The sequence below is a fragment of the Flavobacterium sp. CHNK8 genome (assembly GCF_019774515.1).
Lineage (GTDB): Bacteria > Bacteroidota > Bacteroidia > Flavobacteriales > Flavobacteriaceae > Flavobacterium > Flavobacterium tiangeerense.
On the sequence record NZ_CP081492.1, the window covers coordinates 2,236,376 to 2,249,217 of the forward strand.

Sequence of the window (12,842 nt, forward strand, 5' to 3'; positions counted from 1 at the left end):
TAATAACACCCTACAGCATTTATTTAAAATAAATAAAAATTAAGAAAGAGACTTTACAATGAGGTGTGTAATTCTTAATTTAGCAAGTATAACTCATTGAAAAATTGATACTTATAAATAAATTGATTTTTTTTCAAAAAAAATAAAACCAAAAGAGAAGTATCTCCGTAAATGACAAAAACAAAGTTAAATAATAAACAACAACCATTATGATTAAAAAACAAATAGTACTATTACTTGCAGTAACTACACTAGGATGTGTTACCACTGCATTTTCACAAAGCCCAATTAGCGGTTTTATGCAAGGAAAAGGAAAGGGAAATGTTGCGCTTTCTTATAGTTTTGAGAAATATGATAATGTTTTTCTTGTTCCACAAGAAGTTGAGAGCGTTCCTGTTTTTAATGACGTAAAAATTACTAGCGCATCTATTTATGGTGTTTACGGAATCTCGGATCAAGTTGATGTTGTAATGGTTTTACCATACATAACAGCAACTGGTAATGCATCACAAGAAGTATTGACAAACAATAACTTTGAAAATGAGAGAAAAGGTCTTCAAGATGTTTCAGTTTTTGTAAAGTACAGTCCGTTTTATTTTGATTTCGGAAAATCATCGCTACGTCTTATAGGAGCTTTGGGACTTAAAACTCCAGTGGGAGACTACAACGTTAATGAGGGATTACAATCCATCATCGCTATTGGAAACCGTTCTACAACATTTAGTACAACCGGTATGGCCATGTATAAAATGAATTCGGGAGTTTTTGCATCCGCACAATTTGCTGGAAACTTTGCTTCTAATGAAGTTCCAAATTCTTACTCAAGTGAAGTAAAATTAGGATATGCAGCATCTTTATTCTACGCTGATGCTTTTATAGCTAACCAAACATCTACAAGCGGAGTTGATATTCTTGGAGAAGGATTCACAGGTTTTTTCCCAAGTACACAAGTAAATTATACTAAAATAGGATTAAATCTTTACACCCCGATTACAAAAGAAGTAGGTATTTCAGCAGGTGCAAGCACTGTAATTGAAGGTAGAAACGTTGGTAAAGCAACTGGTTTATACGGTGGTTTAGTATACAAATTTTAATAAAAAACAGTCAACAAAATGAAAAACGTAAACATAAAAAGCGTAGTAGTAGCGCTATCATTACTAGCTACATTGTCATCATGTGAGAATGATTACCAAGATGAGAAACCAAGTATTGCAGCAATTGCAGTAGCAAATCCAAACTTTAGTACTCTAGAAGGAGCAGCTATTCAAGGTGGAGTTGCTGGTGTATTGAGTAACAGTAACCCAAACGATCCATCAGGAAAATATACAGTATTTGCTCCAACAAATGATGCTTTCGCAAAATTAGGACTTGTAAATAGCGGAAGCCTTGGCGTTTTGCAGAACAGTTTTTTAACGAATACTTTATTATACCACGTTTCTAACGGAAGTTTAATGGCAAACCAAATTATGGCTGGAGGAACATCTGCATCTGCATTAAGCATAAACAGACGTTTTATTAGTAGAGGAAGTGATTTGTATATTAACGGATCAAAAATAATTCTTACTGATGTAGCAGCAAGTAACGGAACAGTTCACGCTATAGATAAAGTTATGATTGCAACCGGAGTAAACATTGTAGACTCAGCAATATTACTTAAAGATTCTAAAGTTTTTAAATCACCAGAACTTACATTTTTAGTACAAGCAGTTATTTCGTCTGGATTAGCACCTACATTATCAAATCCAGCAAACAATTTCACTATTTATGCTCCAACAGATGCAGCATTTAAAGCTGCTGGTTTTGCAACGATTCAAGATGTAGCTAACGCTCCTCAAGCAGTTTTACAACAAGTTCTATTAAACCATGCTATTAGTGGTGGTAAATTCACATCTGAACAAACTGCAACAACAGCTACAACAGCTGGTGGCGGTACCTTAACATACAGCCCGTTCTTAAATGGAGTATTTACAGTAAAAAGTAATGGGAATACTATTCCTGCTAACATGGTTATTCCAGATATCCAATGTAGCAACGGTGTGGTACATATCATTGATAGAGTTTTACTACCATAAAAATTCAGGAATAAATTATAAAAAAATAGTCTTACTAAAAAGTAAGACTATTTTTTTGGGCTGTAGCCAAAAAAAGATTCAATATCCTTCAGACCAATTGAATTTTTCTTCAATAATAGTTGCTTTTTCTTGAGCCAAATGTGCTAAGAATGCAGCCGCAACAGGCGCGTGTTTTTTACCTTTTAACCAAATAATACTCCACGTTGTGGTAATAGGTAATCCTTTGAAAGGAATAATCTGAAGCTCTTTATTAGCCAATTCATTTTTTATTCCAATAAGTGGCATTATTGAACATCCTAGTCCTGCAATTACAGCTTGTTTTACCGCTTCATTTGAGGTTAATTCCATTTTTTTGGGAATTGTTACAGCATTTTTATTTATAAAATTTTCCATTAATTGACGTGTACCTGATCCTTTTTCTCTAAAAATAAGAGGGACATTATTAAAAATAGTATCCTGATTTTGAAGGTTTGCTTTGTCTAAATTTGAATTTGCAACGAGATATAATTTATTTTGCAAAAGATCCAATCGTTCCACATTCAAATTAGTAGGCAACACCGATACCAAAGCAAAATCTATTTCATTTTTCTCAAGACTACTCAAAACTTTACTTTTATTGGTCACATCCATTTGCAGTTCAATACTAGAATGCAATTTCATGAAATGAGACAAAAAATAAGGCATAACATATTTACCGGTAGACACAACTGACACTTTCAATCTACCACTCAATTGCCCCTTGAAGGCCATCGTTTTATAGTTTATCGTCTCCACTTGGTTGATTATATTTTGAGCTACATCAGCAATTTCCTGACCAAAATCACTAATATACAAACGTCTACCAACCACTTCTGCTAGCGGAATATCAAACTGATCTTGAAAGTTTTTTAATTGTATAGATACAGCGGGTTGTGTAAGGTGTAGTTCCTCTGCTGCTTTAGTAACACTTTTGGTTTGAACTACTTTAAGAAATATTTGAAGTTGATGGAGTGTGTAGTTCATATATATAATTTATAGTAATCATTACAAATATAAATAAAAATTAATGCATTCCATCTATTATCTTAGCTCTAAATTTAATTAAGAAACATTTCTATTAGGAATTAGTACTTCAATAAAGTTAAATTAAACTGTAGTGGTTCGTTTTCTGATATTTTGAATTAGTACCCAAATACAGCAACGCCATTATTTTTGTTTGAATTATATTCGCTTAATTACTTCTCCAATGATAATTAAGCGATGTAATTCCTTTAGTAAGAAACTACAGTGAAAAACCACTTTTTTTTTAATACTTACATTTAATATCAAAAAGATATAACCACTATTTTTATGCATTTAAAACAAATAAACAAAGTAGTAGAAAACTTGAATATCTAAGTTGAAAACACCAATAAATATTAATTTTCACTATAAAATTTCTAATTATAAAAATTAATCACTAATTTTTTTTTAATTTGCAATTCAAACCAATATTTCCATAATGATAAATATCACCCGCCTCTTTGATTTCCCTTACTACCAACAAGAAAAATATACATCTATTCCGGATGCGTTGGTTACCAAACAAAATGGAGAATGGATTAAAACCTCTACGCAAGAATACATTGCTAATGCCAATGCTATATCTCGTGCATTGATCAAACTAGGAGTTCAAAAAAATGATAAAATTGCTATCATATCCACTAATAATAGAACTGAATGGAATGTAATGGATATTGGTGTATTACAAACAGGTGCACAAACTGTGCCTATTTATCCAACTATTGCCGAGGATGATTACGAATACATTTTAAATCACTCTGAATCTATTTATTGTTTTGTATCCGATGCTGAAGTGTTACGAAAATTACGTTTGGTTCAAAAAAATGTTCCAACTTTAAGAGGGATTTACTCTTTTAATGAAATAGAAGGATGTACAAACTGGAAGGAATTGCTAGTTCTAGGTCAGGATATGAGTCATCAAGATGCAGTAGAGCAACGCAAAAACGATGTAAAATCAGAGGATTTAGCTACTATTATTTACACTTCTGGGACAACAGGAAGACCAAAAGGAGTAATGTTATCGCACCAAAATATAGTTTCTAATGTTTTAGACAGCGCCAAAAGAATTCCTTTTGAAGCAGGAAAAAGTAGAGCGTTGAGCTTCTTGCCTATTTGCCATATTTTTGAACGCATGATTCTCTATTTATACCAATATTATGGAGTCTCTATTTATTTTGGAGAATCTATTGAGCGCATCAGTGACAATATTAAGGAAGTACAACCTACCGTAATAACTGCTGTCCCTAGACTTCTTGAAAAAGTATATGATAAAATATATGCTAAAGGAACAGAACTCACAGGAATAAAGAAAAAACTTTTTTTCTGGGCAATCGATTTAGGTCTTGTATATGAGCCTTATGGCAAAAACGGATTTTGGTATGAATTCCAACTTAAAATTGCACGTAAACTAATTTTTAGTAAATGGAAAGAAGGTTTAGGTGGAAAACTTGACTTAATGGTATCTGGTAGTGCAGCATTACAACCAAGATTAGCCAGAATTTTTGCAGCAGCAGAAATCCCTGTAATGGAAGGATACGGACTGACGGAAACTTCTCCTGTTATTTCTGTAAACGATCTTAGAAACAAAGGTTTTAGAGTAGGTACAGTTGGAAAAGTGATTGATAACGTATCTGTAGTAATTGCCGAAGATGGTGAAATTCTTTGTAAAGGACCCAATGTAATGATGGGATATTACAAAGACCCACAATTAACCAGTGAGGTTATTACAGATAATTACTTTCATACAGGTGACATAGGAGAATTTGACAAAGAAGGATTCTTGAAGATAACAGATCGTAAAAAAGAAATGTTTAAAACCTCAGGAGGTAAATATATTGCTCCGCAACTAATTGAAAATACCATGAAACAATCTCGCTTTATTGAGCAAATCATGGTTATAGGTGATGGACAAAAAATGCCTGGAGCCTTCATTCAACCTAGTTTTGAATTTATTAAAGAATGGGCTTTAATTCATAAAATTGAATTAGGTAGCAGCAATGAAGCTATTGTAGCCAATGAAAAAGTAATAGAACGCATTCAACAAGAAATTGATACTTTGAATGAAAAATTTGGAAATTGGGAAAAAATAAAACGTTTTGAACTTACGCCAAATATATGGTCTATTGAAGGAGGAGAACTCACTCCTACTCTAAAATTAAAACGAAAAATAGTTTTACAAAAATATGCTGACTTATTTAATAAAATTTACAATTAATATAATGTCTTAAAACCTTCTCAAGGATTTTAAATTAAAATATAATGTTACCCATTATCAGCCATAAGTTTTACTTGTGGCTTTTTTTTTGGTCTAAAAATATGGCTTTGTCTGGTTATAACAACATATTGACTACAACCAATCACAAGATACTTTACCTTATAAAGTTCTCATATTCAAGAATGTTTTTTTATATTTAATAAATTTTTAATAAAAAAAACACTTTTATTATGCGTGCATAGTATTTTTTTTATTATATTTGAAATCGATATAGTTTCCCATGAAAGATAAAACAATAGATTACATATTAAGAGCAACATGGCAAGCAGTCGCCAGAATGTATAACGAAGAAGCATCAAAATATGATGCTAGTATGGCAACAGGATTTGCTTTGTTGAGTATCGATAAAGAAGGTGGAACTCCATCAACTTCTTTAGGACCTAAAATGGGAATGGAAGCCACAAGCTTGACAAGAACTCTTAAATCAATGGAGGAAAAAGGATTGATTATTCGAAAGAAAAATCCTGAAGATGGTCGTGGAGTATTGATTTATTTGACAGAATTTGGAAAAGAAAAAAGAGAACTTTCAAAAAATACAGTGCTAAAATTTAATGATGCTGTACGCAAATCAATTTCTGAAGAAAAACTACAACATTTTGTTGAAGTTGCGGATGTTATTAACGAATTAATTGTAGAAAAGAATATTTTTAACAACACCCACACGCTTGATATACCTGTTGAAAAATTAGAAACTAAGGAAACCGTTTAATTAGGATCTAATATATCATTTGACAGATAAACCATTACAAATTAAAAAAAACAAACATAAACGAAGTATGAAACGCACCATCAAAAAAGTTGCAGTAATAGGATCCGGAATTATGGGATCTGGAATTGCTTGTCATTTTGCTAACATTGGAGTTGAAGTATTGCTTTTGGACATTATCCCAAGAGAATTGACTGATGCCGAAGCAAAAAAAGGACTCACACTAGAGAGTAAAATTGTTAGAAATCGATTGGTAAATGAGCATTTAGCCAATTCTTTGAAATCAAAACCATCCCCTATTTACAGTCAAAAATTTGCGAACCGCATCACAACTGGTAATACAACAGATGACATGGCAAAGATTGCTGGTGTAGATTGGATTATTGAGGTTGTTGTAGAAAGACTTGATATTAAAAAATTAGTTTTTGAACAAATAGAAAAATTTAGAAAACCTGGAACATTGGTTACTTCTAATACTTCTGGTATTCCTATTCATTTTATGAGTGAAGGTAGAAGTGAAGATTTTCAAAAGCATTTTTGCGGGACTCACTTTTTTAACCCAGCGCGTTACTTAAAATTATTTGAAATCATTCCTGGTCCACAAACAAGCACAGAGGTTTTAGATTTTCTTACGGTTTATGGAGAGAAATTTTTAGGGAAAACTTCAGTTTTGGCCAAAGATACTCCAGCGTTTATTGGAAACCGAATTGGAATTTACGGAATTCAAAGTTTGTTTCACTTGGTAAAAGAAATGGGACTTACTATTGAAGAAGTTGATAAATTAACTGGACCTGTTATTGGTCGTCCAAAATCGGCTACTTTCAGAACTGTTGATGTTGTAGGTTTAGATACTTTGGTTCATGTTGCCAATGGTATTTATGAAAACTGTCCAAATGATGAACAACACGACTTATTTAAACTTCCTGCATTTGTAAACACAATGATGGAAAACAAATGGTTGGGTAGCAAAACAGGACAAGGATTTTATAAAAAAGAAGGTAAAGACATCTTAACCTTAGATCTAGATACGTTAGAATATAGAGCTGCTAAAAAAGCATCTTTTGCAACACTTGAACTTACCAAAACAATTGATAAACCAATCAACCGTTTTAAAGTTCTTGTAAAAGGAAAAGATAAAGCAGGTGAATTTTATAGAAAAAGTTTTGCTGGTCTATTTGCTTATGTGTCCAACAGAGTTCCTGAAATTTCAGATGAATTTTACAAGATAGATGATGCTATGAAAGCCGGTTTTGGATGGGAAAATGGACCATTTGAAATTTGGGATGCTATAGGTGTTGAAAAAGGAATTGAAATCATGAAGGCAGAAGGTTTAGCTCCTGCTGCATGGGTAAATGAAATGTTAGCTTCTGGAAACACTAGTTTCTATTCAGTAAAAGAAGGATCTACGTTTTTCTATAATATTGATACAAAATCACAAACAAAAATTCCAGGACAAGACGCCTTTATTATTCTAAATAACATTCGCGAAAGCAAAAAAGTTTGGAGTAACAGCGGTGCAATCATCCAAGATTTAGGAGACGGGATTTTGAATTTAGAATTCCAATCTAAAATGAACACAATTGGTGGTGATGTTTTACAAGCTATCAATAAAGCAATTGATTTATCTGAGAAAGAATATCAAGGGTTGGTTATTGGTAATCAAGCAGCAAACTTCTCTGTGGGTGCCAATATTGGAATGATTTTCATGATGGCTGTGGAGCAAGAGTATGATGAGTTGAATATGGCTATCAAAATGTTCCAAGACACGATGATGCGCGTACGTTACTCTGGAATTCCAGTTGTAGTGGCACCACACGGAATGACTTTTGGAGGTGGTTGCGAAATGAGTTTGCATGCTGACAAAGTTGTTGCTGCAGCAGAAACCTATATGGGATTAGTTGAATTTGGTGTTGGGGTTATTCCTGGCGGTGGTGGATCTAAAGAATTGGCTATGCGTGCCTCTGATTTATTCCATAAAAATGATGTTGAGTTAAATGTATTGCAAGAATATTTCTTGACTATAGCAATGGCAAAAGTATCTACATCAGGATACGAGGCATTTGACACTGGATTATTACAGCACAGTAAAGATATCATTGTAATCAATAAAGACAGACAGATTGCAGAAGCAAAAAAACATGCACTCTTGATGGCCGAAGCTGGTTACACACAACCGATACGTAGAACGGATGTAAAAGTACTAGGAAAACAAGCTCTTGGGATGTTCTTAGTAGGTACAGATCAAATGGAAGCTGGAAAATACATCTCTGAACATGATAAAAAAATAGCTAATAAACTAGCTTACGTAATGGCAGGTGGTGATTTATCTGAGCCAACACTAGTAAGCGAACAATATTTATTAGACATTGAAAGAGAAGCTTTCTTGTCATTATGTACAGAAAGAAAAACATTAGAAAGAATCCAATTTATGTTGACCAAAGGGAAACCGTTGAGAAATTAATTTTAAATTATAAATGATGACTTATAAAGTTCAAATGATTTTCATTTCAAATTTATAATTCAAAATTCAAAATACTAGTTATGAAAACAGCCTATATAGTAAAAGCATACAGAACAGCCGTGGGGAAAGCCCCAAAAGGAGTGTTCAGATTTAAACGTCCTGATGAATTAGCAGCAGAAACCATCGAATTTATGATGAACGAGTTGCCTAACTTTGATAAAACACGCATTGATGACGTTATGGTAGGAAATGCAATGCCAGAGGCAGAACAAGGTCTAAACGTAGCTCGACTTATTTCCTTAATGGGTTTAAAAGTAGAAGACGTTCCTGGTGTAACTGTAAACAGATATTGCGCTTCTGGTTTGGAAACTATTGGAATGGCTACAGCTAAAATCCAATCAGGTATGGCACATTGTATCATTGCAGGTGGAGCTGAAAGCATGAGTTTTATCCCAATGGGAGGTTACAAACCAACTCCGGATTATGCTGTTGCAAAAGCTGGAAACGAGGATTACTACTGGGGAATGGGTCTTACTGCTGAAGCAGTAGCACAACAATTTAAAGTATCTCGTGAGGATCAAGATGAATTTGCATACCACTCTCACATGAAAGCTTTGCAAGCACAAGCTGATGGTAAATTTGACAAGCAAATTGTTCCTATTACAGTGGAACAAACGTTCCTTAACGAAAACGGAAAAAAAGAAACCAAATCATACGTTGTAAACAAAGACGAAGGTCCAAGAGCTGGTACATCAAAAGAAGCTTTGGCTGGATTACGTCCTGTTTTTGAAGCAAATGGAAGTGTAACTGCAGGTAACTCATCACAAATGAGTGATGGTGCCGCTTTTGTTTTGATCATGAGCGAAGAAATGGTAAAAGAGTACAACTTAGAGCCAATTGCTCGTTTGGTAAATTTCGCTTCGGCAGGAGTTGAACCAAGAATCATGGGAATAGGACCAGTAAAAGCAATCCCAAAAGTACTAAAACAAGCAGGTTTAACAATTAATGATATTGATTTAATAGAGTTAAACGAAGCTTTTGCTTCTCAAGCATTAGCTGTAACCCGTGAATTAGACTTAAATCCAGAAATCATTAATGTAAATGGAGGTGCTATTGCACTAGGTCATCCACTAGGATGTACTGGAGCAAAACTATCAGTACAATTGTTTGATGAAATGAAACGCAGAGGAAGCAAATACGGAATTGTAAGTATGTGTGTAGGTACTGGACAAGGCTCTGCAGGTGTTTACGAACTTTTGTAAGCTTAGATTTTAAATAAAAAACATATTAAAAAATAAAAAAATGGCAGATACAATTGAAAAAAACGTAACCCGTGGAGGTCAGTTTTTAGTTAAAGAAACAAAATGTGAAGATATTTTCACACCTGAAGATTTTACAGAAGAGCAATTAATGATGCGTGACTCTGTAAAAGAGTTTGTAGACAAAGAGTTGTGGGCACACAAAGATCGTTTTGAAAAAAAGGATTATGCTTACACGGAAGAATCCATGAGAAAAGCTGGTGAGCTTGGACTTTTAGGAGTTGCAGTACCTGAAGCTTATGGTGGATTAGGAATGGGGTTTGTATCAACTATGTTAGTATGTGATTACATTTCTGGAGCAACTGGTTCATTCTCAACTGCTTTTGGAGCTCATACAGGAATTGGTACTATGCCAATCACATTGTATGGATCTGAGGAGCAAAAATTAAAATACGTTCCTAAACTTGCTTCGGGAGAGTGGTTTGGTGCTTATTGCCTTACGGAGCCAGGAGCTGGATCTGATGCTAATTCAGGAAAAACTAAAGCAGTTTTATCTGAAGATGGAACGCACTATTCTATCACTGGTCAAAAAATGTGGATTTCAAATGCAGGTTTCTGTAGCTTGTTTATCGTTTTTGCTAGAATTGGTGATGATAAAAACATTACAGGTTTCATAGTTGAAAATACAGATAACAACGGAATCTCAATGGGTGAAGAAGAGCATAAACTAGGTATTCGTGCTTCATCTACTCGTCAGGTTTTCTTTAACGAAACTAAAGTTCCTGTTGAAAACATGTTATCTGAAAGAGGTAATGGTTTTAAAATAGCGATGAACGCACTTAACGTAGGAAGAATTAAATTGGCAGCTGCTTGTCTTGATGCACAACGTAGAGTAATTACAGGATCTGTAAAATATGCTAATGAAAGAATCCAATTTAATACAGCTATTTCTCAATTTGGTGCAATTCGTTCAAAATTAGCTGAGATGGCAACTTCTTGCTACGCAGGAGAAAGTGCTTCTTACCGTGCAGCAAAAGATATTGAAGACAGAATCATTGCTCGTGAAGCAGAAGGAACTTCTCATCAAGAAGCTGAATTAAAAGGAGTTGAAGAATATGCTATCGAATGTTCAATCTTGAAAGTTGCTGTATCAGAAGACGTTCAAAACTGTTCTGATGAAGGAATTCAAATTTTTGGAGGTATGGGATTCTCTGAAGATACTCCTATGGAAAGTGCTTGGAGAGATGCCAGAATTGCTCGTATTTACGAAGGTACTAATGAGATCAACAGAATGCTTTCAGTAGGTATGTTAATTAAAAAAGCAATGAAAGGTCATGTAGATTTATTAGGACCTGCTATGAAAGTATCTGAAGAATTGATGGGAATACCATCATTTGACACACCAGACTACTCTGAATTATTTGCAGAGGAAAAAGAAATCATCAAAAACTTGAAGAAATCTTTCTTGATGGTTGCTGGTAGCGCTGTTCAAAAATTTGGAGCTGACTTAGATGCACACCAACAATTATTAATGGCTGCTGCTGATATGCTAATAGAAGTTTACATGGCAGAAAGTACTATCTTAAGAACTGAGAAATTAGCTAAAAAAGAAGGAGAAGATAAAGTTCAAGAGCAAATTGCAATGGCTAAACTTTACTTATACAAAGCAGTTGATATTGTAAACCAAAAAGGAAAAGAAAGCATTATTTCTTTTGCTGAAGGTGATGAGCAACGTATGATGTTAATGGGATTACGTCGTTTTACAAAATACACAAACATGCCAAATGTAGTGGCATTAAGAGAAATAATTACTGCTAAACTAGTAGCAGAAAATGAATATTGTTTCTAATAAAAGTTAGTTTTTAGTTTTTTTTTTAACCGCCTTGTACCTGAAAAAAACAAGGCGGTTTTTTTATGTAAACTATTTTTTAAAAAGTGTTCAACTTCCTAAAAATGATATTAAAATATAGTAAGCTCTCATAAATATTTCAAAAAAATTATTTCACCTCTTTAACCTCTAGCACTTCTACTTTAATAGCAACTGCATAGTCATTTGGTACAATTTTATTGCCATGAGCATTCGCATAAACTTTAGTAAACTCAGCTCCAAAATATAATATAATTGCCGAATAATATACCCAAACTAAAATAATTACAATAGAGCCTGCTGCACCATAAACAGTGGCAACCGTTGAGCTTCCTAAGTAAAAACCTATTGCAAATTTCCCTATCATAAAAAAGAAAGAGGTAAAACTAGATCCAATTAAGGCATCTTTCCAAACAATTTCTCCATCGGGTAATGTTTTAAAAATCACTGAAAACAAAATGGTTGTTGTTATAAATAGTATAACAATATTGAGAACATAAAAAATATATACCGTTGTATCTGGAAAGTAAACTATCAGACGTGAATTGATAACATCCATAACCGTATTTAACATTAAACTTACCATTAATAAAAAACCAACAGAAGCAATCATTGAAAAAGACATCAATCTATTTTTGATAAACTTCATGATACCTTTATTTGGTTTTGCCCTTAAACCCCAAATAAAATTAATAGAACTTTGAATTTCGGCAAAAACTCCAGACGCTCCAATAAGTAGCATTATTCCACCAAAGATGGCTGCAAAAGTATTGCTATCTGACAATTCAATGTTTTTTATAGTTTCTTGTATTTGCAAAGCAGCTTCATTACCAACCATACCATTTATTTGCCCAAAAAATCGGCCTGTAACAGCCTCTTTTCCGAATATAAAACTAAAAATAGATAGTATAATAATTAGTAATGGGGGTAATGAAAAAATAGTGAAATACGACAATGAGGCACTCAATTTGATTGCGTTATCATTTTCAAACTCTTCATAGGTTCGTTTCAAAAGGCTCCAGCCATCTTTAGCTAACTTTCTCTTTTTCATTTAAAATAAAATATAGGTATGAGTACTCCATTTGAATCCAATTCTAATATTTGGTTTCAACTAAGAATGAATTTTCAAAATTACGAAGAAGTAACATACCGAATTGAAAT

At 33.5% G+C, this 12,842-nt stretch carries 9 protein-coding genes; 7 read left to right on the plus strand and 2 right to left on the minus strand.

Translation table 11 applies throughout. The features are described 5' to 3' along the window. Positions 1 to 209: 209 nt before the first annotated feature. Together K5V07_RS09535 and K5V07_RS09540 are read left to right on the plus strand one after the other, a co-directional pair. Positions 210 to 1,094: a hypothetical protein gene (locus K5V07_RS09535; protein WP_221917274.1), complete on the plus strand. Its 885-nt coding sequence runs from the start codon at positions 210 to 212 to the stop codon at positions 1,092 to 1,094. Positions 1,095 to 1,112: 18 nt separating this feature from the next. Then, positions 1,113 to 2,072, plus strand: coding sequence for a fasciclin domain-containing protein (locus tag K5V07_RS09540; protein ID WP_221917275.1), 960 nt, complete (start codon positions 1,113 to 1,115; stop codon positions 2,070 to 2,072). Positions 2,073 to 2,150: 78 nt separating this feature from the next. Here K5V07_RS09540 and K5V07_RS09545 read toward each other — a convergent pair whose 3' ends face one another. Further along, a complete protein-coding gene (locus tag K5V07_RS09545; RefSeq protein ID WP_221917276.1) occupies positions 2,151 to 3,074 on the minus strand; it encodes a LysR family transcriptional regulator in 924 nt (307 codons plus the stop codon). Positions 3,075 to 3,552: 478 nt separating this feature from the next. On the opposite strand from K5V07_RS09545, the gene K5V07_RS09550 reads away from it, so the two are divergent. The 5 genes from K5V07_RS09550 (at position 3,553) to K5V07_RS09570 (ending at position 11,663) form a co-directional block, all read left to right on the plus strand. Continuing rightward, positions 3,553 to 5,328 (plus strand): long-chain fatty acid--CoA ligase, encoded by a 1,776-nt coding sequence (locus K5V07_RS09550; RefSeq protein WP_221917277.1) that lies wholly within the window; start codon positions 3,553 to 3,555, stop codon positions 5,326 to 5,328. A 280-nt stretch (positions 5,329 to 5,608) separates the two neighbouring features. Then, positions 5,609 to 6,097, plus strand: coding sequence for a MarR family winged helix-turn-helix transcriptional regulator (locus K5V07_RS09555; RefSeq protein WP_144892568.1), 489 nt, complete (start codon positions 5,609 to 5,611; stop codon positions 6,095 to 6,097). 67 nt (positions 6,098 to 6,164) lie between these two features. Next, complete coding sequence (locus tag K5V07_RS09560; protein WP_221917279.1) at positions 6,165 to 8,555, plus strand: 3-hydroxyacyl-CoA dehydrogenase/enoyl-CoA hydratase family protein; 2,391 nt, start codon at positions 6,165 to 6,167, stop codon at positions 8,553 to 8,555. An 80-nt stretch (positions 8,556 to 8,635) separates the two neighbouring features. Further along, on the plus strand, positions 8,636 to 9,817 hold the full coding sequence (locus K5V07_RS09565) for an acetyl-CoA C-acyltransferase (RefSeq protein WP_182650958.1): 1,182 nt from the start codon (positions 8,636 to 8,638) through the stop codon (positions 9,815 to 9,817). A 40-nt stretch (positions 9,818 to 9,857) separates the two neighbouring features. After that, positions 9,858 to 11,663, plus strand: a complete 1,806-nt coding sequence (locus tag K5V07_RS09570) for an acyl-CoA dehydrogenase family protein (RefSeq protein WP_221917280.1) — start codon at positions 9,858 to 9,860, stop codon at positions 11,661 to 11,663. Positions 11,664 to 11,811: 148 nt separating this feature from the next. Here K5V07_RS09570 and K5V07_RS09575 read toward each other — a convergent pair whose 3' ends face one another. Next, positions 11,812 to 12,732, minus strand: a complete 921-nt coding sequence (locus K5V07_RS09575; protein ID WP_144892577.1) for a YihY/virulence factor BrkB family protein — start codon at positions 12,730 to 12,732, stop codon at positions 11,812 to 11,814. Positions 12,733 to 12,842: the final 110 nt, after the last annotated feature.